This window comes from Bacillus vallismortis, assembly GCF_040784915.1.
Lineage (GTDB): Bacteria > Bacillota > Bacilli > Bacillales > Bacillaceae > Bacillus > Bacillus subtilis_G.
On record NZ_CP160797.1, the window covers coordinates 1174210 to 1197561 of the forward strand.

The window sequence follows — 23352 nt, forward strand, 5'->3', positions numbered from 1 at the left end:
ATTTATGGATGCATCATAAAACAATTCTGTAAATACCTTTGCTACGACACCTGTGCGTATCTCGGACAGGTCAAGAATCACAATTACAATCACTTCTATCTCCCGTGCTAAAACACTGTTTTCTCCATATAAACAAGGAAGGAACTAGAGGACATGAAGTCCTCTTCTTACTTACAATATGTCTATGAGTATCTTTCATTCACACGTTTTTACTGTGTTTTTGAAGCTTTGCTTTCAAGTGAAATAGGGTCTTCTGTTTTAGTTCTCCTAATCTTTACAGAAATCCCTACTAGAATCACTGCCATAGTTGTAAATATTCCCATGGTTAATAAGATCGTATCCTGATTTAAACTCCATCCAATTAAGAAAGAGATTATCGCTCCTCCGAAACTTGCCGAAGCAATAAATAAACTTGTAACTTCGTCAACGTACTTCTGAATAATGATTGATGCTAGTGTTAAAGCAATGGGAAATATGCCCGCTATACTTAAACCAATCAAAAATGTACCACCCAATTGAAGTATTGGGTTACTTATATAAGAGAAGGCAATCAACAGAACAATTAAACAACTACAACTAAAGAGGAGGTACTTAGAAAAATCAAGCCTCCTACTTACTAAACCGATCAGTATTCTTCCTATGATGATCCCTACCCAGAAAAAGGAGACACTTATGAGACTAATTTGTTTATTGTCTTGGTTTATCATGATTGAAGGTAAAAAGTTGGCGAAATTTGTTTCAATTCCAGCATATAGGAAAGCGAAAAATACAAAAAAGCCTAATTGCTTTGATTTTTTTCTATCTCCTATAAAGTATTGAAATGCTCCTACATTTGGCAAGGCCACTTGCTGATTAGCACTCTTAGCGTACTTTCGGTTCTTGGATAAGAAAATGAACCACCCTGCTAATAGGACGAACAAAAAGGTGAATATACAGTAATACGGTAAATACCAGTTATTAATATCGATGAAGGCATTAATTAATAATGGAAAAGATAAAGCGCCTAATCCAAAGAGAACTTCCAACTTACTCATTTTTTCTGCATTACTTTCGAAATTAGCAATAACAAAGGAACCAACTGTCGTTTCTAATGTACCTGCTCCATATCCTAAGAGAAAAGCCATTACAACAATATAATACCAATCCTTCGTTAGAAAAAAGATACTTAACGCTCCAAGCATTATTGTCAAAGCTAACGTAAGTGTCCTAAAGTGACTGTATTTCTTAATCATTAACGGTGCGATTAATACGCCGCTTAGGAATCCGGTAAATTGAAAGAAAATGATGACCGAAATATCATCTGTTGTCTTGTTAAAAGATTCTAATAGAAATGGTGTCAAACTCCCTGTTGATATATGGATAATACCTACTGTAAAAAAGAAAGCATATCCAAATAAATATGTCCCTCTTAACATTCATTACACCCCTATATTAAAAAGCAGGAAAATAAATTCCTGCTTCTTTAGTAACTTACCTCTTCGAAATACGAATTGACTGCTAAAGAACAGACATTGTTTGAGGGTTGCTATCTTTCTCAAAGAACATTTCTAATACTTCCTGCGATCTAAAACCATCGTTAAAAGAAGGGATCTCAATCCAATCTTTCTGAGTTGATGCAATCCAATTGATTAACTCGTTTCTAAAAGAATCAGCCCAACCATAAAATTCGTTTGGCGGATCATTTAATAGACTTTGGGGTACCGGGCAGTCTGCCACGTTCAAGCCATCTATGAGCTTGTAAACGTGAGGATTACCTGTGTGGTATTTAAACTCTTTTTTGTGTCCAACTACCTCAATGCTAAAACCACAGTCTTCAGGTACAGAACATTTTGATGTGATGATATTTACAAATACCTTGTTCTTCAGCTGACCATAAATTTCTGCATAGTCATCTACAAGTACCTGTTTATCCTCTTTTGTTTTTACATTTGTGTTCATCTTTGCCCTTACTGATTCTGGGATGAAGTCACTCTCAAACAAATACCATACCATGTCGATAAGGTGAATACCCAGATCCCCCAATGATCCACTAGTCTTCTTACTATTAGCGTCATCTCTCCAAGTAAACTTCTTACGTCTAATTGCACTGTTTTTCTTGAAGTGTACTTTTATGGACAGTATGTTACCTAGTTCATGATTGATAATTAAGCTTTTTAAGATATTTACATAAGACAGATATCTATAATTAAATCCCATACTAGCTCTTACGTCTAACCTTTCAGCGGTATCTTTCATTATGCTTGCTTCCTCAAGAGAAATGGCCATAGGCTTTTCACACAATACATGCTTATGTTTTGCTAATGCTTGCAAAGCATGTTCTTTATGGCAAAAGTTTGGAGATGCTACAATTAAACCTTCTGAGACATCAATGAGTTCATCTGCATTTTCATATGCTTTCCCGCCGAAAGTTTTTACAAAGCTTTCCGCATTTTGTTGATTGATGTCATAAACCCCTACTAACTCTGCATTTTTTATTGTAGATAAAGCAGTTGCATGAGCTCTTGCAATACCACCTGCACCTATGATACCAATCTTCTTCATATCTAATTCCTCCTCATGATCCAATGATTTTTTTTAAGGTAGTCGTAATTCCTTTTGAGTACTCACGATCAGATATAAGTTGGTGCAGGTTTTTGGCTTCTTGTGTTGCATTTTTTAACAGATATCCATTCCCGACTGCCTGTAACATACGAACATCATTTCCGCTATCTCCAAATGCGATCCCTTTTTCGGTATTTAGGTTGTATTTCTCTAACATAAACTTCACAATTTCATTCTTCCCTGTACCCATGGGTATAAAATCTACATCATAGCTGTCTTCTGGATCACCTGCTAAGGGATTACAGCGATTTATATTAACTGAAACTCCGTATTCCTCGCAGATTTTTTCAATTGCTAACAGGTTTTTCTTGTCGTTTATTTCATCTTGTTCCTGATAATAAAAGTTATGCTTATACCGTGACTTTCCTAATTGAGTTTGAGGATTCAAAAGAATGTTTTCATTTTCATGTAACTGTTTTACAAGTATTTCAATCTTTTCTTTACTAAACTCTTCATTTATACGACTGTTCCACTCCTTATCTTGCTGTCCGAAGTTATGATCTGAAAAGTACGTAATTTCAGTTCCAAGATCACTAGCTATAAAATGCGGGAAATATCTAAATTTTCCTCGTTCCATTTTATCGAGAATAGATTCTATACTACTCCCAGTAACCCATCCGATTAGTAGTTCCCCAGCTTTACTTTTTTGTTCTAGATAGTCTTCGAGTTCATATATATCTTGTTGTTTCTGTTCATCGATTGTATGCGGAAAATACGTTTCATCAAAATCACAAAAAACAATATACTTAGGATGTTCAACCTTGGATAACGTTTTATACTCCGACATCTTGCTTAATAACATGAAACAGTCCCTCCATTACTCTGTCTTGCTCTTCTAACGTAAATGACGGATATAAAGGCAAATGCAGCACCTGACTATGAGCTTTTTCCGTATGAACCAATTGGAGTTTTGCATACTTTTCCTGTACTAAAGGAGTTTTTTGCATATGAGACAGTACTGGATAATATACATCTGTTTGAACACCAAACTCTTCATTTAACTTAGTCATGATATCTGTTCTATCTTCTGTTCTTACCTTAATAGGAAACAGATGCCACACATGATCTTCACTTAATTCTGGTAATTCAATAAGGCCTTTATTCTGTAATTCTGCTAGTTGAGTAATGTATCTATCCGCCAAGAATAATCTTTTGAAGTTGTTTAATGAAAGATACTTCATTCTCTCTAAACCAATTGCTGCCTGTATATTGTCCATTTTTGAATTAAATCCAAAATTGATGACTTTCTTATTTTTCACATTTACTTCAAAACCATGATAACTAAATTGAATGCATTTTTTAGCGAGTTCTTCATCATCAGTTGCTATTGCCCCAGCCTTACCACATACACCAAAATTCTTATATGGATTAAAGCTTAATGTAGTGATGTCTGCATACTTTCCTAAGTCTGTCAGTCCAATTCCTTGGCAAGCATCCTCAATGACTTTTAATTGATAACGATTTGCTATTTGACGGATATGCTTCATTTCTGAATGTTTTCCGTATAAATGCACAGGTAGAATAAACTTTGTATAAGGAGTTATTGCTTCCTCAATTTTGTCAGGATCGATGCAGAATGTTTGTGGGTTAATATCGACATAGATAGGAACGCCACCCACAGCTAACACAGCATTTTCAGTAGCTGAAAAGCTATTAGCCGGCATGATTACTTCATCCCCTCGGTTTAACCCTAAAGCCAGTAATCCTATCATAATAGCATCCGTTCCACTGCTGGTTGCAATTACATACCTTTTATGTAAATATGTAGATAAAACATTTTCGAATTGATCTAAATAGGAACCGCTCGTAAATTTTCCAGTTGGCAAAACTTTAGTTAAAGCATTTAAGATATCATCCACTTCATCATTGGTTATTAATCTATCGACAGGCATAAAAGGGACTTTACTTATTTCGCGATTTTTTTGGTAGTTGAAAAGGTCATTTTCAATATCTGTATTTTCTTTTAATACTTGTCTCCACCGCTCGTTTACAATACTGTCTTCAATAACAAGTTCTTTTCTTTGTACGTCACCTTTTAAGTGTTTTAGTAGTAACATGTTTTCTTTACTTTTACCTAAAACTTTAACCTGTTTTTGCATGAACAGTACCTCCAATGATTTTTTTAATCTTAAAAATTTGTTACAAATTTATCCTAATTTCTGAAACCGATAACATGTCAATAACTTTTTTAAGGAAGGGAAAATATGCCTACAATTGATGAGATAGCAAAATTATGCAACGTGTCTAAAACCACAGTATCAAGAGTATTGAATAATCACCCTTATGTGTCGAAAGAAAAAAGAGATATGATCTTAAACGCTATTAACGAACTTGACTACACGCCCAATTATTTAGCTCGGAATTTTAGGAGAAATAAGACACAAACGATAGCTTTATCGGTTCCGAGTATCGACCATCCATTTTTTGCTCAATTAATAAAAGGGGTCTCTCATGAAGCGCTGTTTAAGAATTACAAGGTCATTGTATTTCAAACCTTTTATGACCAACAGACAGAGATAGAACTATTAGAGTTATTGAAACACAAAGAAGTTGATGGTATTATTCTTGGAACTTTAGAAAATGAATGGGATAAGATATCCCCTTTCTTAAAGTATGGTCCTATCTTATTATGTAATGAATATCATCACTCAGCGGACATCACGATCATTGGGTATGATGAATTTGAAGCCGCATACATGGGGGTTGAACATTTAATTGAAAGAGGACATAAAAAAATTGGATTTTGTTTTGATACTCCAAATAGCGAAGCTCAATGTCAGAGGAAAGAGGGTTACTTGAAAGCTTTACAAGATTACAATTTACATCATAGAAACGAATGGATATTCGGGGAATTGTTTAATATCGAGGATGGCTTTCGTGTTTTTAATAAGATAAAGGATTTAAAGGACAGACCCTCAGCAATATTTACAGGAAATGATCAAGTCGCTGCAGGGATTATTAAACAGGCGATAAAAAATGGCTTTCATGTTCCAGAAGATTTAGCTGTAATTGGGTTTGACAACCAATTGATTTGCCAAGTCGTTACTCCGACGATAACAACAATTGATATTCCCATAATAGAATTAGGTCAACAGGCTGTGTTGAAAATAATCGAGTATATTTCGGGTAACACTTCTTTAAACAGAAAAATTATTAAACTGCCAACAAATCTTATTATAAGAGAATCAACTTAACTCTAGGTTTTCACTTCCGTATCATTTTATATCTTTATATAGAAAAAGAGGTTATTCATATTTAACCTCTTTTTCAATCAGGAAGCCTGTTTTTTGAAATTCTCATAAATGCTTCTATACCAAAGTCGTCAATGATTTCTTCGCCTTTCATTTCGCCCTCTGGTAGCATTCCTTCAAATCTGATGCATATTCTGATCAAACAAATTTTTGTTCAGCAATGCGGATGAGCGGACATACACAATAAAAAAACCACCCTATGCTATTAAGCAAGAGTGGTAATCTAGAGTGACTTCCTTCATAAACTCCATTTCAACAGATCCATCAGGAGTCTTTAAAATTTTTCATTACTCATGGCTCTCTATGCTGTATCCGCTATTACTTGTAATTCATTTGTGTCAGCAATTTCAAACGCATTCTCATCTTTCGAATCATCTTTTGTTGTTCGAGCTGTCTCGATTAACAACGAAATATCTTGATTGAAGCTATTTACACTTACCTGCCCGAAGTCTTCCATACTCTACAGAATAGAGCGAACATTCCCCTTTTCTGTATAAATATACTACTTGTGAATTTTTTTCAACTAGGGATTGCTGCCGCTTATCGAATGCTCTGTGCCTTTTTTCTCACCGTGAAGATGGTGAAGCAGGCGATAAAACGGCGGCAAGAGGGCAATGACAAGGATGACGCGTATGACCTGAACCGCAACGACAAAGGTGGAATCGGCATGCAAGGTAACAGATGTCGTCGCCATTTCTGCAATGCCGCCGGGGGCAAATGCCAGAACAGAAGTGATGAGCGAGATGCCTGTCAGCTTGGAAACGATCACGGCGCTCAAAAACATAGCTGCAATTAAACCGACGGACGAGACGAACCCGACGATGATAATGCGGGTGACGCCGGCAAACATGCTTTTATACATCTTAGAGCCGATCGTCGCTCCGAGAAATACTTGCGACACATGATTAGCTTGTGACGGCCACCACGACGTCAAATCGTGCCCTGTCACCGCAGCGCCGCCAACATGTACAAGTGCCACACCGAGCATGCTGCCGAGCAGCCATGGCGCCGGAAATTTTAAACATTTCGCGGCTTTGCAGGCGCCCCAGGCAGCGAGAATCAGAACGGCGGTCCACAAAACGGGAGCGAGCCTAAAATCCGTCGTTGCCGAGGAAAGCGTTTCTGCTGCGGCACTTGCGGAACCATCTTGTTTTGTATAGATGAGGATGACCAAAAACGGGATGGACAGCACAACGAGCAGCACACGCATCATTTGTACGAGGCTGACAATGGCGGTATTGGCGCCGACCTCCTGTGCGATGCTAGGCATGGCGGACAGCCCGCCGGGAGCCGTACCGACAAAGCTGGTCATCATATCCGTTTTGCTGAAACGCCAAAGCACATATCCTGACAGCATGGCCATAAGTATAGACAATACCAGCATAACGCCGACTGAAAACCAATGGTCTTTGAGGACAGAGAGAACGGATAAATTCAGCTTTTGGCCCAATTCGATGCCGAGAATCACCTGACCGAGGGCGAGCCATCGGCGGTTAATTCCTTTTTGGTCCGGCGCCATCATCAGCCATGCCGGCCGTATCATGGCGAGGCAGCAGGCGATAATCAGCGTTCCGATCATCCATCCAATTGATATTCCGGTTAATGAAAGAATAAATCCCCCGGCTGCACTGATTGCGATAAACCATAGATCTTTGAGGAGATGTTCGTCTTTCTTCAATGTAAAACCCTTCTTCCTTTTCACGTAACACTCCAATTGTTCACGTAGTGAATGTATGATTACTATAGTATATTTTCGTTGATAAAGAAATGATGAATTATTTTCTATTATCCATTCACTTTTCTTATGACCTTCTGCTCGAGCCTCTCTATTGTGTAAGTCAGGCATAGACCCGTTGCCAGCAAACACACGGCCAGAGTGTAAAAAATCACTTCTCCGCCAAACGATGTCAGGATCAGCCCTCCTGCAAGGGGGCCGATTGAGCGGGAGATATCCCAATGCAGGCCGTATACCGCATAAAACCGGCCGAGTAAATGAGGCGGTGCCAATTTCGAAATAAAGGTCTGGATGTGGGTTAATCCGATGCTTTCGCCAACCGTCATCACCGCTGCCGTTACCAAAAGCATTGTCACAGAGGTTGAGCATGCGAAGCCGACAGCTGCAAGGGAATAACAAATATAAGTAATCAAAAGGATCGTTTTCATTGAAAGCTTTTCGGTTCCTTTGACAAGGGGAATCTGGAGAACAAAGCTGAATAAAGCTTTGGCCGCCGAATAAATGGTCAGCATGGATAGATAGTCGGAAAACATGTTTTTGCTAAACAGCCTGTAAGTTGTTTCTGTTTGCGCATATAACATGCTGATGGGGAGAGAAAGCAGCAAAAGAAGCAGTACAGGCCTATATATCGTAAAGCTCGGGGAAAACGCCGATGCACCAGTTGTTATCATCGGCTTTGTTTCCGGCAGTTTCAGTGCGGCGATCAGAAAGTAAAGGAACAATGCCGCGGCATCTAAAGCGAATATCCACACGGGGTCATGCTTGTACAGCAGCACTCCCAGCACAGGCCCTGCCGTCAGGCCAGCTGAATAGATCACATTGATGACCGCAAACACTTCTGAACGTCTGCTTTCCGGCGTGCTTTCGGCAATTTGGGCGCGGGAGGCGGGAATGTACAATGATCTCCCCATACCATTCATGACATAGAGAATGGCGAAAACATACGCATGCTCAGCAAACACAAAACCCGTCATGGCGGCTGATTGCAGAAGCAATGCGATCAGAATCGCGGTGCGACGCCCAAGCCGGTCCGTCACCCGTCCTGCAACGAGCGTCAGGCAAATATCGGCAAATGGCTGAAGGCTGATGATCAACATGGGAATCATGACACTCCCGTTTAATTGTTCATGCAAATACAGCACCATAAAAGGGCCCATCATTGCACCTGTCAGGCTTGTCAGCATCTCGCCGAAAAAGCGGAGCCAAACGGGAGCGGTGTATCTCGATTTGATAGATTGAAAGCTGGATAACATGTGATCGCCGCCTTTCGCGTTTTGATATAGTAGTAGTGTATAGAAGGGACGGCGGCCCAAAAAGTGAAGAAAAGAAGAGAAAAAGATTCCCCTTTTATCGGGAGGTGCGGGGATTGAAGCTGATTGAGCACTATGTGGCACTTGTAAAAACAGGACACGCTGCGTATGGACAAATGAATGAAATGACGCTCACTGAGATTGCTGACTGTTTATTTTGTACAGAAAGAAATGCAAAGCTCATTTTACACAAGCTGGAGAATAAGAATTGGATTGTCCGGGAAAGCGGGGCGGGACGCGGCCGCAAATCCAAAATCGCGTTTCTTCGCCAGCCTGAGGAACTGCTTTTTCAAACCGCCAAGGAATATACAATGGCTGGAAAGCTAAAGAAGGCAAAGGAACTGATTCAACAGTATCAGTCCGCGTTTCCGGGGCTTCAAAACGAATATGATATGTGGTTTTCTGAGGTGTTCGGCTTTGTGACAGAGACTGGCGGGGATGGAGCGAAGGATGTGCTTCGGCTGTTCATCACCCCTGAAGCTGTCAGCAGTCTGGACCCGTGCCGCATCTTTTTGCGGTCTGAGGGGCATTTCGTCAAACAAATATTTGATACACTGCTCACGTTTGATCCGGATGTGCAGGAGCCGAAGCCTCATTTGGTTCATGGATGGGAAGAGGACGGGAAAAAACGGTGGAGATTTTTTCTTCGAAAGGGTGTGTCTTTTCATAACGGACAGCCGCTGACGGCGCGGGATGTTGCGTTTACGCTTCGGCGCTTTTTGGCACAGGCTGACAACCCATATAAATGGCTGTTATACGGAGTGAAACAAGTCTTAGAAAACGGCTCTTATTGCGTGGAGCTTATACTTGATAAGCCGAATGAGCTTTTGCCGTATGTTCTTTGTGATGAACGGCTGTCCATTCTGCCGGCAGAACAGGGCGGCGGAATCAATGGAACAGGGCCTTTTCGGGTGATGCAGCATCACGGCCGGATGCTTGTGCTTGAAGCCAATGAGCGCTACTTTAAGGGACGGCCTTTTTTGGATCGCGTTGAGTTTGTGTTTTCTGAACAAGCCGGAGAGATGAATGGTTTTACCATTCAAGAAAAACAAACATGTTCTGAGAAGCAAACGGTTTTTGACGAGCGGCATGTTCAGTATTTGTCGCTCAATCTGAAAAAGAAGGGGCCTCTTTGGCATCGAAGCTTTAGAAAAGCGCTCCGCCTGCTGATTTCCTCTGAACGGCTCGTTCGTGAAGCGGGAGGGCACCGCAAAACCCCGGTTACGTCTTTTTTACATTCGAGTCCTTTTGATTGGGGAGGCGTTTCACCTTCTGAATTGCTGAAGCAGAGCGGCTACAAAGGAGAAACGCTGGTGCTGTATACCTTTTCGGAAACGGATCATCGCGAGGACGCCGAGTGGATTCAAAATGTTTGCGCCCAACATGGCATCAGGCTTACACTTCAATTCTGTGATTCTGCTGATCTGCGCCGGCCCGAAATCGTGCAGATGGCGGATATCATCCATGACAGTGCGACGTTTTATCAAGACAGTGAGTTTGGTTTTCTGCATTTGCTGCTGTCTGAGAACAGTTTTTTGTGCCAGCATCTATCTGAAAAGATGAAACAGATATGCTCAGAAATGACAGAACGCTTTTTTTCGATGCCTGACCGCTGTTTGAGAATCAATATGCTGCAGGACATTGACCGCCAGCTTATACAGGAATTCAATGTGATTCCGCTGTATCAAAATGTGCTGCGGGTGACATCAAGCGAGAATGTGAAAGGCCTGATGCTTGATGAAGAGGGATGGATTGATTTGTACTCCGTGTGGCTGTCTAAATGAAAAGAGGGTTCTTTCTTGAACCCTCGCTGTCTATTATGACGCTGCCATGCTGAGGTCTTGGCGATGATCGTGACCATGCTTTTCATATTCTGTGCCGCGCGCATCATGCTTGAAGAGCCTCGGGTACAAGCTTCAGAATTTTTCTCCGTGGCCGATCCCCTCTGCGTATCGTTTTATGTTTTCTGGCTTTATTTGAAAAAACAGGCGGGGTATATGTAACGTTCCGTCAAATAGTATAGAAACCAGACAGCGTGATGTTGTTCATCCCGTGCGGCGCGCGTAAAGAGGCTTTTCGCTTTTACGTTTGAGGTTTCCTCGGCCGCACGCAAGTAAAAGCGGACTGTTTCTTGTTCATCTTTAAAAGCGGCGTTCAGCCCTCTCGTGAAATTGTCCGGGCATTCCCCCGTTTGTTTCGGCATAATGTGTTGGCCGGTAATGGCTTCGTACAATGTGGAAAATTCACGGAGGTGGCGCATTTCGGCACGCCTGATGTCTTCTATCTGCTTTCTGATTTCGTCGCGGCGGGCAAGTTCGGCAAGCTTGCGGCAGCATTGAACTGCGCTGAATTCGCCGTTAATGGCCTTTTCCAGATTCCGAATCAAAACAGGGTCTTCCCGGCACGGCGCCGGATAGGGATAGTAGCTGTAGTGCAAGGGGGTTCAACTCCATTCTTAGGAATTGGGCTTCTGTAAAAAATATATGCAGGGCGGGGAGACATGTGCGGAGAAATTCAGCTTTTTATATGCGAAAAGGCCGTTTTTACCAATAAATCAGATTGGTCATTTTCGTCAACATTCGATAAAATATATAGAGATAAAAAGAGAGGGGTCTTCTATTTTGGGAGCAGAGTTTTTAGTAGGCAGGTCCGGGAGTGGAAAAACGAAGCTGATCATCGACAGCATTCAGGATGAACTGCGCCGGGCTCCATTCGGGAAACCGATCATTTTTCTAGTCCCGGATCAAATGACGTTTTTAATGGAATACGAGCTTGCTAAAACGCCTGATATGGGCGGAATGATACGTGCTCAAGTGTTCAGTTTTTCACGATTGGCCTGGCGCGTTCTCCAGCATACGGGAGGAATGAGCAGGCCGTTTCTTACGAGCACAGGCGTACAGATGCTCCTGCGGAAGCTCATTGAGGAGCATAAACAGGAGTTTAAAGTCTATCAAAAAGCGAGTGACAAAAGCGGGTTTACCGCACAGGTAGAGCGCATGCTGACAGAGTTTAAGCGTTACTGTCTGGAACCGGAAGATATCCGCCGGATGGCGGAAAGCGGAACGGCTTCCGAGTATCGCGGGGAACGTGTTTTATCTGAAAAGCTTCATGACTTATCGATTCTGTATCAGCAGATGGAAAAAAGCCTTTCAGACCAATATCTTCACTCTGAGGATTATTTGACATTGCTGTCAGAGCATATCCCGCTTGCGGAAGATATAAAAGGCGCGCATATCTATGTGGACGGCTTTTATCAGTTTACACCGCAGGAATTCAGGGTGTTGGAGCAGCTTATGGTTCATGCAGAGCATATCACGTTTTCGCTGACAGCGGACAAGCCGTCATATGAGCGGGAGCCGCATGAACTGGAATTGTTCAGAATGACGGGAAAAGCCTATTACCGCCTTCATCAGAAGGCGAAGGAACTGAATCTGGACATCACCTATAAAGAGCTAAACGGAACTGAGCGGCATACGCAGGCGCCGGAACTGGCGCATCTAGAGGCGCAGTATGAAGCGCGTCCGTCTGTCCCGTACGGAGAAAAACAAGAGGCCTTAACTGTGATGCAGGCCGCAAATAGACGAGCTGAGCTGGAAGGCATCGCCCGGGAAATTCACGCGCTTGTCAGAGAGAAGGGCTATCGCTATAAAGATGTAGCGATTCTTGCGCGCCAGACGGAAGACTATAAGGATATGGTGAAGGAAGTTTTCGCTGATTACGAGATTCCTTATTTCATTGACGGAAAAGCATCTATGCTGAACCATCCGTTAATCGAATTTATCCGGTCGAGCATTGATGTTCTGAAAGGGAATTGGCGTTATGAAGCGGTGTTTCGCTGCGTGAAAACCGAACTGCTATTCCCGCTTAACGAACCGAAGGCGAAGGTGAGAGAACAGGTCGATCAGCTTGAAAATTACTGTATCGCCTACGGTATTAAAGGCGACCGCTGGACAAAGGGCGACCGTTTCCACTACAGACGTTTTGTATCATTGGATGATGATTTTGCGCAGACCGATCAGGAAATCGAAATGGAAAACATGCTGAATGACACACGCGACTGGATTGTTCCGCCGCTTTTTCAGCTCCAGAAACGAATGAAAAAAGCTAAGACAGTTCAGGAGAGGGCGGAGGCGCTTTACCGTTATTTAGAGGAGACAGATGTGCCGCTGAAGCTGGATCAGGAGAGACAGCGCGCTGAGGAAGACGGCAGAATCATTGAAGCGCAGCAGCATCAGCAGGCGTGGGATGCAGTCATCCAGCTGCTTGAGGAGTTTGTTGAAATGATGGGGGATGATGAGATTTCTCTAGATTTGTTTCAGCAAATGATGGAAGCCGGCGCGGAGTCGCTCACATTTTCTCTTATTCCGCCTGCGCTTGACCAGGTGTTTGTCGGCAATATGGATTTATCCAGAATGTATGGCACCGCTTGCACCTTTGTGCTGGGGGCAAACGACGGCGTTCTGCCGGCGCGCCCTGATGAAAACGGGGTGCTGTCGGACGATGACCGGGAATGGCTGAAAACCATAGGAATTGAACTTTCCTCAGGCGGGCGGGAGCGTCTGCTTGATGAGCATTTCCTCATCTATATGGCGTTTTCCAGTCCGTCTGACCGGCTTTATGTGTCGTATCCGATTGCTGATGCGGAAGGAAAAACGCTTTTGCCGTCGATTGTCATTAAGCGGCTGGAAGAGCTGTTTCCGCAGCATAAGGAGCGCCTATTGACAAATGAACCTGAGCAGGTCAGCGATGAGGAACAGCTTAAGTATGTCGTCAATAAAAGCGTGGCACAGTCCTTTACCGCAAGCCAGCTCAGATTATGGACTCGGGAATACGACATCAGCGACGTTTGGTGGAGCACGTACAATGTGCTAATGAGTGAGCCGGACAGGCTGCAATCGAAAAAGCTGTTCTCAAGCCTGTTTTTCCGGAATGAAGTGAAGCAGCTTGATCGCGGCGTGTCGAGACAGCTCTATGGCGAACGCATTCAGGGCAGTGTATCGAGAATGGAAAGCTTTAACGCGTGCCCATTCTCCCATTTTGCGTCACACGGGCTTCATCTGAAGGAACGGCAATTTTTCAAACTCGAAGCACCGGATATCGGCCAGCTGTTTCATTCCAGCTTAAAGCTGATTTCAGACCGGCTGCGTGAGCAAAAGCTTGATTGGCGCGATTTAACGAAGGAGCAGTGCGAGCTGTTTTCCTTTGATGCGGTAGAACGGCTGGCACCGAAACTGCAAAAGGAAATTTTGCTCAGCTCAAACCGGCATTATTATGTAAAGGAAAAGCTGCAAAAAATTGTGACCCGTGTGTCAGGCATTTTAAGCGAGCATGCGAAAGCGAGCGGATTCGTGCCGATCGGGCTTGAACTGGGCTTTGGGGGAAAAGGGCCCCTTCCGCCGCTGACCTTTACACTGAAAAACGGCTGCACGATGGAGCTCGTCGGGCGAATAGACCGTGTCGATAAAGCGGAAAGCTCAAAAGGCCTGCTCCTCAGGATTGTCGATTATAAATCAAGCGACAAAGGCCTTGACTTAGCGGAAGTATATTACGGACTGGCGCTGCAAATGCTGACGTACCTTGACTTATCAATTACACATTCAGCCGACTGGCTCGGAATGAGAGCGACGCCGGCCGGAGTGCTGTATTTCCATATTCATGACCCGATGATTCAATCTAATCTCCCGCTTGGGCTTGACGAGATTGAACAGGAGATCTTTAAGAAATTTAAAATGAAGGGCCTGCTCCTCGGCGATCAGGAAGCGGTTCGCCTCATGGATACGACCCTTCAAGAGGGACGGTCAAATATCATTAACGCCGGCTTGAAGAAAGACGGCTCTCTCAGGTCGGATTCAGCGGCAGTCGGCGAAAAGGAATTTGAGCTGTTGACGAAGCATGTGCGCCGCACCTTCCAAGAAGCAGGCGAACAAATCACCGACGGACGTGTATCGATTGAGCCGTATAAAATGAAGAACAAGACGCCGTGCACATACTGTTCGTTCAAATCAGTATGCCAATTTGATGAATCATTAGAAGAAAACGAGTATCGACCATTAAAGGCTGAAAAGGACAAGACGATACTTGAGTGGATAAAAAAGGAGGCGGATGGCAATGAACATTCCTAAACCGGCAGACAGCACATGGACAGATGACCAATGGAATGCCATTGTTTCAACCGGCCAGGATATTCTCGTGGCAGCGGCGGCGGGCTCCGGAAAAACCGCTGTGCTCGTTGAACGAATGATCCGGAAAATCACCGCGGAAGAAAACCCGATTGATGTAGACCGGCTTCTCGTTGTGACATTTACAAACGCCTCAGCGGCAGAGATGAAACACCGGATCGCGGATGCCTTGGAAAAAGAGCTTGTAAAACGCCCCGGATCACTGCATATCAGGCGCCAGCTGTCTCTTTTAAACCGGGCCAGCATTTCGACGCTTCATTCCTTTTGCCTGCAAGTGCTGAAGAAATATTACTACTTAATCGATCTTGATCCGGGCTTTCGGATGGCTGATCAGGCAGAAGGCGAGCTGCTTGGGGATGAGGTGCTGGACGAGCTGTTTGAAGACGAATACGCAAAGGGCGAGAAGGCGTTTTTTGAGCTTGTTGACCGCTACACGACAGACCGGCATGATCTGGATCTGCAATTTCTCGTCAAACAGGTGTACGAGTATTCCCGTTCCCACCCGAACCCGGAGGCATGGCTGGAGAGCTTTGTTCATTTGTATGATGTATCGGAAAAGAGCGCCATCGAAGAGCTTCCGTTTTATCAATATGTCAAAGAGGATATTGCCATGGTGCTTCACGGAGCGAAGGAAAAGCTCTTGCGCGCGCTTGAGCTGACAAAAGCGCCGGGCGGCCCCGCGCCGCGCGCTGACAATTTTCTTGATGATCTTGCGCAGATTGATGAACTGATTCAGCATCAGGGTGATTTCACTGAACTTTATAAACGGGTGCCCGCAGTCTCTTTTAAGCGCGCGAAAGCAGTAAAAGGGGACGAGTTTGATCCTGCGCTCCTTGAAGAAGCGACGGATTTGAGAAATAGCGCAAAAAAACTGCTTGAAAAGCTTAAAACCGATTACTTCACGAGAAGTCCTGAACAGCATTTGAAAAGCTTGGCCGACATGAAGCCTGTCATTGAAACGCTTGTACAGCTTGTCATCAGCTACGGAAAACGATTCGAAGCCGCGAAGCAGGAAAAATCAATCATTGATTTCTCTGATTTGGAGCATTACTGTTTATCCATTTTGACAGCAGAGAATGAAACAGGTAAACGCGAGCCGAGCGAGGCAGCAAGATTTTATCAGGAGCAGTTTCGCGAGGTGCTCGTTGACGAATACCAGGATACCAACCTCGTGCAGGAATCGATCCTGCAGCTCGTCACAAGCGGGCCGGAAGAGACAGGCAACCTGTTTATGGTAGGAGATGTCAAACAGTCGATTTATCGATTCAGGCTTGCTGAGCCGCTTCTTTTCCTCTCCAAATACAAACGATTTACAGAGAGCGGAGAAGGTACGGGACGGAAAATTGACTTGAATAAAAATTTCCGAAGCCGGACTGATATTTTAGACAGCACGAACTTTTTATTTAAACAGCTAATGGGCGGCAAAATCGGTGAGGTTGATTATGACGAGCAGGCTGAGCTGAAGCTTGGTGCGGCGTATCCGGACAATGATGAGACGAAAACGGAGCTGCTGCTGATCGACAACACAGAAGAGACGGATGCAGGTGAGGAAGCAGAAGAGCTGGAAACCGTGCAGTTCGAAGCGAAAGCGATCGCCAAGGAAATTCGCAAGCTGATTTCATCGCCATTTAAGGTGTATGACGGAAAAACGAAAACACACCGCAATATTCAATACCGCGATATCGTGATTTTGCTCCGTTCCATGCCGTGGGCGCCGCAAATCATGGAGGAGCTGAGAGCACAGGGCATACCGGTTTACGCCAATTTAACGTCAGGTTATTTTGAAGCGGTCGAAGTCGCCGTCGCGCTTTCTGTGCTGAAGGTGATCGATAACCCGTATCAGGATATACCGCTTGCCTCTGTGCTGCGTTCCCCGATTGTCGGGGCGGATGAAAACGAGCTGTCTTTGATCCGGCTTGAAAATACAAAAGCGCCGTACTATGAAGCGATGAAAGACTATTTGGCGGCGGGTGACCGTAACGACGAGCTTTATCAAAAGCTGCAAACATTCTACGGACATCTGCAAAAATGGCGTTCGTTTTCGAAAAACCACTCCGTATCCGAGCTGATTTGGGAAGTGTACCGCGACACGAAATACATGGATTATGTCGGCGGGATGCCGGGCGGAAAACAGCGCCAGGCCAATTTGCGTGTTCTCTATGACCGGGCGCGCCAATATGAATCGACGGCATTTCGCGGCCTGTTCCGTTTCCTGCGGTTTATCGAACGCATGCAGGAGCGGGGCGATGATCTTGGAACGGCGCGAGCGCTCAGCGAGCAGGAGGATGTTGTCCGCTTAATGACGATCCACAGCAGCAAAGGGCTCGAATTTCCAGTCGTGTTTGCGGCGGGTCTCGGCCGGAACTTCAACATGATGGACTTGAACAAATCGTACCTGCTGGACAAGGAGCTTGGATTTGGCACGAAGTTTATCCATCCGCAAATGCGCATCAGCTACCCGACTCTTCCGCTCATCGCGATGAAGAAAAAAATGCGCAGAGAGCTGCTGTCAGAGGAATTGCGTGTTCTCTATGTCGCATTAACGAGGGCGAAAGAAAAATTGTTTCTGATTGGCTCGTGCAAGGATCATCAGAAACAGCTCGCAAAATGGCAGGCATCCGCGTCCCAACCTGACTGGCTTCTGCCCGAATTTGACCGCTATCAGGCGAAAACGTATTTAGATTTCATCGGGCCGGCTCTTGCCAGACACAGAGATTTGGAGAATTCAGCTGAAAACGGTGCGGCAGCGCATGCTGATATATCAGGACACCCGGCTCGTTTTGCCGTTCGAATGATTCATTCCTATGATTTGCTTGATGATGATTTGGCAGAAAGAATGGAAGAAAAAAGCGATCGCCTAGAAGCGATCCGCAAAGGTGAACCAGTTCCCGGCTCGTTTGCATTTGATAAAAAAGCCCGCGAGCAGCTGAGCTGGACATACCCGCATCAAGAGGTCACACAAATTCGAACAAAGCAGTCGGTTTCTGAGATCAAGAGAAAAAGAGAGTACGAGGATGAATACACCGGCAGGGCTCCCGTTAAACCGGCTGACGGAAGCATTCTGTACAGGCGCCCCGCTTTTATGATGAAACAGGGCCTGACAGCGGCGGAGAAAGGGACAGCCATGCATACAGTGATGCAGCATATCCCGCTGACACATGTGCCGACGATAGAAGAAGCGGAGCAGACGGTTCACAGGCTTTATGAAAAGGAGCTGCTCACTGAAGAACAAAAAGCCGCTATTGATATAGAAGAAATCGTGCGATTTTTCCATACGGAAATCGGCGGACAGCTGATCGGCGCTAAATGGAAGGACCGGGAAGTGCCATTTAGTTTAGCGCTTCCGGCCAAAGAAATCTATCCTGATGCACAGGAGGCGGATGAGCCGCTTTTAGTGCAGGGAATCATCGACTGTCTCTATGAAACTGAAAACGGCTTATATCTCTTGGACTATAAATCAGACCGGATTGAGGGCAAATTCCAGCACGGCTTTGAAGGAGCGGCCCCGATCTTGAAGAAACGATATGAAACGCAAATTCAGCTGTACACGAAGGCGGTTGAGCAAATTGCGAAAACAAAGGTAAAAGGATGTGCGCTTTATTTCTTTGACGGAGGGCACATACTGACATTATAGCGAGATCCGTAAGCTCCGCGATTTCAGACGGAGCGGATCTCGTTTTCTATACAAAAAAGAGAGGTGAAAGGGATTTGCGGATTTTACATACGGCGGACTGGCATCTTGGAAAAACGCTTGAAGGAAGAAGCAGGCTGAGTGAACAGGCCGATGTGCTTGATGAATTGAATACGATTGTAAAAGAAGAGCAGGTCGATGCCATTGTCATGGCGGGGGACGCGTTTGACACCGTAAACCCGCCGGCTTTAGCCGAGCGGCTGTTTTATGAAAGCCTGTCTGCGCTCAGCGACAGGGGAAAGCGCCCGATCGCTGTCATTGCCGGAAACCACGATAATCCTGACCGTTTGTCCGCCGCTTCACCGCTGACACATGAAAACGGCATTTATTTAATCGGTTATCCGACAACAGAACCGCTTCATATTGAAGTGCCTTCAGCCGGGGAGCTTTTGGCTGTCGGAGCACTGGCGTACCCATCTGAAGCGCGGTTAAATGAAGTGCTTTCCGATACATTTGATGAAAAGCTGATCCGTGATCATTATGATGTGAAAATCAGGCAGGCGTTTGAGCATATGACAAGCCGGTTCCGCAAAGACGCAGTGAAGATTGCCGCCAGCCATATTTATGTCGCAGGCGGAAACCAAACGGATTCAGAGCGGCCGATTGAAGTCGGCGGGGCTTATACGGTGGCCGCTGAAAGCCTGCCGGCTGATGCCGCTTACGTTGCGCTCGGCCATTTGCATCGGCCGCAAACGATCAAACGGGCGCGTACGCTTGCGCGATATTCAGGATCTCCGCTCGCCTACAGCTTTTCTGAAGCGGGCTACGCCAAATCAGTGACAATCGTGGACGCGAAGCCGGGGGAAGAGGCCTCTTGGCATGAGGTTTTATTATCAAGCGGCAAGCCCCTTGTGAAGTGGAAAGCGGCAAATGGCTTAAGCGAGGTGTACAGCTGGCTGGATGAAGGCAGGGATCAGAATGCCTGGATTGACCTTGAAATCCGTGTGGCGGACCAGTTATCACTTGAAGAAATCCACAGACTGCGGAAGGCGCACCCGGGCTTTATCCATATCAGGCCGGTTTTTGAAGAACAGAACAAAGACCGGGAACAGATCGAGGTTAAGCATGTGTCGATCGAAGACCGTTTTAAGAAATTTTATGAAAAACAAACTGGCGGCGCGGTGCCGGATGAAGAAATGGTGAAGCTGTTTTTAGAGCTTGCATCAGGCGTTGAAGAGGAGGATGCGAAATGAAGCCGATCGTCTTAACTATAAAGGGGCTCCACAGCTTTAGAGAAGAGCAGACGATAGATTTTGAAGGCCTTTCAGGCGCCGGTGTTTTCGGCATTTTCGGCCCGACAGGAAGCGGTAAATCCTCTATCCTCGATGCAATGACGCTTGCTTTATACGGAAAGGTGGAGCGGGCCGCAAACAATACGCACGGAATTTTAAACCATGCGGAAGATACGCTGTCTGTTTCCTTTACCTTTGCGCTTCAGACGAATCATCAAATCTCTTACAAAGTCGAGCGTGTGTTTAAGAGAACGGATGAAATGAAGGTGAAAACGGCACTTTGCCGCTTCATCGAAATCAAAGACGAGCACACGGTGCTGGCTGATAAAGCCAGCGAAGTGAATAAAAGAGTCGAGGAGCTCTTGGGGCTGACGATCGACGACTTTACAAGAGCGGTGGTGCTGCCGCAAGGGAAATTTGCCGAATTTCTGTCTTTAAAAGGGGCGGAGCGCAGACATATGCTTCAGCGTTTATTTCATTTGGAGCAGTATGGAGACCGGCTCGTGAAAAAGCTGAGACGGCAAGCGCAGGAAGCCAATGCGAGAAAAAATGAAATGCTTGCTGAACAGTCCGGTCTAGGTGAGGCGAGCTCAGAAGCGGTTGAGCAGGCGGAAAAGGCTCTCGAACAAGCCGAAGCTCATCTGGAAGCAATGAGGAAGAATCGTGATCAGGCAAAAGAGCGGTTTACGGAGCACCAGGAGATTTGGAATGTTCAAAAGGAACAATCGGCTTATGAAGAAGAGAAAAAACGTCTCGAAGAGGAACAGCCGCACGTAGATAGCATGCAAAAACGCCTGCTGGAAGCAGAAACAGCCTCTGCTCTGAAGCCCTATGCGGACAGGTATGCAGAAGCGATCCAGCAAGAGGAGAAGGCTGCAAAGGAACAAATGCTTGCCCAAAAGGATTTAGCAGACCGGACAGCATACTATCATCAAAAACATGAAGAGTATGAAGCGTGGCGCCGGTATAAAAGCGAGAAAGAACCTAAGCTTTTAACCGAGCAGGAGCAGCTTTCCCGCTTGCAGGAGATTGAAATCAAACGAAGTGAGGCCAAGCAAGAGGAAGAACGCAAAAAGACTGAACTCCAGCAGAAAGAAGAGGCTCTTCAATCTGTCATGAATGAATTGGAGACTGTAACAGACCGTCTTTTACGAGGGCAAAACAGACAGACGGAACTGAAGCAGCAGCTCAAATCTCTGCAGGTGACATTAGATGAGCGAAAAAGCTGCCAGCAGGCCGCAGAGATGGCATTGCGCATCAGACAGACTGAGGAGCAAATCACGACAGAGAAAAAACGAAGTGATGCATTGAACCTCGTGCTGCAGAAGATGAATGAAGAGAAGAGTACACTCGATCAAAAGACAGGGGCGGAAGAAAACAATATCGTACAGGCATATGAGGCTGTACAAACCGTGTACCATTTGGTGTGTGAGACGGAACGGTCATTAGCGGGTATGACTGAGCAGGCTAAAAAGAGACAACAAACGCTTCACGCACAGCGTGAAAAAGCAAGAATGGCGTTGCTCACAAAAGAATTAGCCGAAAAACTGACCGCCGGAAAGCCTTGCCCGGTCTGCGGTTCAACGAATCATGATCCGTCTGCCTCAGTACATGAAACATATGAGCTCGACAGCAGTCTTGAAGAGAACATCAAACAGACAGATGTGTTATTGACGGAAGCGGCAGCTCTCAGCCAGGAGATTCTTTCAGCCAAAATCACACTTGAAGAACAGTCCGCACGGTTTATCGAACAGTGTCCGTTTTTGCAAACGATTCAAGCGCCGAACCTTGAAGCGGCAGCTTCTTACGAGAATCAGCCGGTGCATGAGGCATTCGATACTGCCAAAATTGAATGGAAACGAGTCAAACAGGATATTCTTTCTGTTAAAACACGAATGGCGCAAATGATTAGCGCTTATCAGGAGTCTTTAAAAAAGGCCGATCAGCTTAATGAAAAAATCGGTTTTGAAAAAAGAGAGGCTGACCGTATCGAAAGCATCATTACCGAGCTTCAGTCCTCGATGGACAGCCGCCTGAAAATGTTTAATGAAGCGTTTCAGGATCAGTCTGTGAATGAAGCGGAAAAATGGCAGCAAGCCATTGAAGAAAAGGACCGGGCTGCAGAAGAATGCGAAAAACGCATTGAGAAGAGCATCGCGTTTCTTGCTGAGCATGAAGCACAAAAGGAAAAGCTGCGGGAGTCGGGGCATCAGCTTGAACGTGAAAAGCTGGAGCTTCATTATGCGGCTGAACGCATCAAGAGTGTGATCGCGGATTATGAGCACGAACTCGGAGATTACGCAAAACGAGACTCGATCGAGATCAAACTTCGCTCTGTCCAACAGGATCTAAAGCAGTTAAAGGAAAAAGAGCAATCTCTATATGAAGAATTGCAAAGCGCCCAGATGAAGCTCAATCAGGCGAAAAGCCGCGCTTCAGCAAGCGAGCTGACGCTTCAAGAGGCGAAAGACAGATTGGAAAAAGCGGAAGCCGCTTGGCTCGAGCATGCGAAAAGCACCCGCTTTACCCGGGCTGAGGAGGTGGAGCGAAGTCTTATCCCAGCCGAAGAGCTTGACAAGATGAAAGCCGGCATCGACCAGTTTATGGATAAGCTGAAGCAGAATGCTGCAAACTTAAAACGGGTAGCAGAGATACTTGCCGGCCGAGCCTTATCAGAGAGCGAATGGAGCGCAACCGTTACGGCATTACAAGAAGCTGAGGACGCATTAGGCGCTGCTATAGAGGAAAAAGGCGCAGCAGCGAAAGCGCTGGCCGTCATTCGCGACCATCATAAACGGTTTAACGAAATTGAAGCTGAACTGAAAAAACGGCAGACACATATTGACAGGCTGGACAAGCTGCAAGCTGTGTTTAAAGGCAATACCTTCGTTGAATTTTTAGCTGAGGAGCAGCTTGAAAGCGTTGCGCGGGACGCATCAGCAAGACTTGGCATGCTGACGAGACAGCGCTATGCCATAGAAGTGGATTCAGAAGGCGGATTCGTGATGCGGGATGACGCGAATGGTGGCGTCAAACGCCCGGTATCCAGCTTATCTGGAGGAGAGACCTTCCTCACTTCGCTTTCTCTCGCTCTTGCGCTGTCCGCGCAGATCCAGCTTCGCGGGGAATACCCGCTGCAGTTCTTTTTCTTAGATGAAGGGTTCGGCACCCTTGATCAAGATCTGCTGGATACGGTTGTGACAGCCTTGGAAAAACTGCAGTCCGACAATCTGTCTGTCGGTGTCATCAGCCATGTGCAGGAACTGCGGGCACGGCTTCCGAAAAAGCTGATCGTCCATCCGGCTGAACCGAGCGGCCGCGGAACACGGATATCTCTTGAGTTGATGTAAGAA

13 protein-coding genes are annotated in these 23352 nt (G+C 45.4%); 6 read left to right on the forward strand and 7 right to left on the reverse strand.

Translation table 11 applies throughout. The features are described from left to right. Window positions 1–209: 209 nt before the first annotated feature. From glcP to ABZM97_RS05865, 4 genes are all read right to left on the reverse strand, one after another. Window positions 210–1415, reverse strand: a complete 1206-nt coding sequence (gene glcP, locus ABZM97_RS05850) for a glucose/mannose transporter GlcP (protein ID WP_087991292.1) — start codon at window positions 1413–1415, stop codon at window positions 210–212. An 82-nt stretch (window positions 1416–1497) separates the two neighbouring features. Continuing rightward, window positions 1498–2541, reverse strand: coding sequence for a glucose-6-phosphate 3-dehydrogenase NdtC (gene ntdC / locus ABZM97_RS05855; RefSeq protein ID WP_087991293.1), 1044 nt, complete (start codon window positions 2539–2541; stop codon window positions 1498–1500). 13 nt (window positions 2542–2554) lie between these two features. Continuing rightward, window positions 2555–3403, reverse strand: coding sequence for an HAD-IIB family hydrolase (locus ABZM97_RS05860; protein WP_087991294.1), 849 nt, complete (start codon window positions 3401–3403; stop codon window positions 2555–2557). Further along, window positions 3375–4700 (reverse strand): DegT/DnrJ/EryC1/StrS family aminotransferase, encoded by a 1326-nt coding sequence (locus tag ABZM97_RS05865; RefSeq protein ID WP_202328480.1) that lies wholly within the window; start codon window positions 4698–4700, stop codon window positions 3375–3377. Before ABZM97_RS05865 ends, ABZM97_RS05860 begins: the two co-directional genes overlap by 29 nt. Window positions 4701–4805: 105 nt before the next feature. On the opposite strand from ABZM97_RS05865, the gene ntdR reads away from it, so the two are divergent. Then, window positions 4806–5795, forward strand: a complete 990-nt coding sequence (ntdR, locus tag ABZM97_RS05870; protein WP_202328479.1) for an NTD biosynthesis operon transcriptional regulator NtdR — start codon at window positions 4806–4808, stop codon at window positions 5793–5795. A gap of 580 nt (window positions 5796–6375) precedes the next feature. Here the strand turns inward: ntdR and ABZM97_RS05875 are convergent. Both ABZM97_RS05875 and ABZM97_RS05880 read right to left on the reverse strand, forming a co-directional pair. Then, window positions 6376–7530 carry an AbrB family transcriptional regulator gene (locus ABZM97_RS05875; RefSeq protein ID WP_087993650.1) on the reverse strand — a complete coding sequence of 385 codons (1155 nt, stop codon included), beginning with the start codon at window positions 7528–7530 and terminating at the stop codon, window positions 6376–6378. A 107-nt stretch (window positions 7531–7637) separates the two neighbouring features. After that, on the reverse strand, window positions 7638–8840 hold the full coding sequence (locus tag ABZM97_RS05880; protein WP_087993649.1) for an MFS transporter: 1203 nt from the start codon (window positions 8838–8840) through the stop codon (window positions 7638–7640). A gap of 113 nt (window positions 8841–8953) precedes the next feature. Here ABZM97_RS05880 and ABZM97_RS05885 point away from each other — a divergent pair, with 113 nt between their 5' ends. Next, window positions 8954–10681 (forward strand): ABC transporter substrate-binding protein, encoded by a 1728-nt coding sequence (locus tag ABZM97_RS05885; protein WP_253268992.1) that lies wholly within the window; start codon window positions 8954–8956, stop codon window positions 10679–10681. 188 nt (window positions 10682–10869) lie between these two features. Here ABZM97_RS05885 and ABZM97_RS05890 read toward each other — a convergent pair whose 3' ends face one another. Further along, a complete protein-coding gene (locus ABZM97_RS05890) occupies window positions 10870–11334 on the reverse strand; it encodes a ferritin family protein (protein ID WP_253268993.1) in 465 nt (154 codons plus the stop codon). 184 nt (window positions 11335–11518) lie between these two features. On the opposite strand from ABZM97_RS05890, the gene addB reads away from it, so the two are divergent. From addB to sbcC, 4 genes are all read left to right on the forward strand, one after another. Beyond that, the gene (gene addB, locus ABZM97_RS05895) at window positions 11519–15019 is read left to right on the forward strand and encodes a helicase-exonuclease AddAB subunit AddB (protein WP_253268994.1); all 3501 of its coding nucleotides are present in this window, start codon (window positions 11519–11521) and stop codon (window positions 15017–15019) included. Beyond that, window positions 15006–18710 carry a helicase-exonuclease AddAB subunit AddA gene (gene addA / locus ABZM97_RS05900; protein WP_367387301.1) on the forward strand — a complete coding sequence of 1235 codons (3705 nt, stop codon included), beginning with the start codon at window positions 15006–15008 and terminating at the stop codon, window positions 18708–18710. The genes addB and addA overlap by 14 nt, the downstream gene beginning before the upstream one ends. A 74-nt stretch (window positions 18711–18784) precedes the next feature. Continuing rightward, a complete protein-coding gene (gene sbcD / locus ABZM97_RS05905; protein ID WP_253268996.1) occupies window positions 18785–19960 on the forward strand; it encodes an exonuclease subunit SbcD in 1176 nt (391 codons plus the stop codon). Continuing rightward, window positions 19957–23349, forward strand: coding sequence for an exonuclease subunit SbcC (gene sbcC, locus ABZM97_RS05910; protein ID WP_202328475.1), 3393 nt, complete (start codon window positions 19957–19959; stop codon window positions 23347–23349). Before sbcD ends, sbcC begins: the two co-directional genes overlap by 4 nt. The last annotated feature ends 3 nt before the right edge of the window (window positions 23350–23352 follow it).

Bases quoted from the DNA above. Each gene is read 5' to 3' on its own strand.
- ntdR (WP_202328479.1), top strand. From the start codon at position 4,806: ATGCCTACAATTGATGAGATAGCAAAATTATGCAACGTGTCTAAAACC.
- ntdC (WP_087991293.1), bottom strand. From the start codon at position 2,541: ATGAAGAAGATTGGTATCATAGGTGCAGGTGGTATTGCAAGAGCTCAT.
- ABZM97_RS05860 (WP_087991294.1), bottom strand. From the start codon at position 3,403: ATGTTATTAAGCAAGATGTCGGAGTATAAAACGTTATCCAAGGTTGAA.
- ABZM97_RS05865 (WP_202328480.1), bottom strand. From the start codon at position 4,700: ATGCAAAAACAGGTTAAAGTTTTAGGTAAAAGTAAAGAAAACATGTTA.
- sbcC (WP_202328475.1), top strand. From the start codon at position 19,957: ATGAAGCCGATCGTCTTAACTATAAAGGGGCTCCACAGCTTTAGAGAA.
- addA (WP_367387301.1), top strand. From the start codon at position 15,006: ATGAACATTCCTAAACCGGCAGACAGCACATGGACAGATGACCAATGG.
- glcP (WP_087991292.1), bottom strand. From the start codon at position 1,415: ATGTTAAGAGGGACATATTTATTTGGATATGCTTTCTTTTTTACAGTA.
- ABZM97_RS05880 (WP_087993649.1), bottom strand. From the start codon at position 8,840: ATGTTATCCAGCTTTCAATCTATCAAATCGAGATACACCGCTCCCGTT.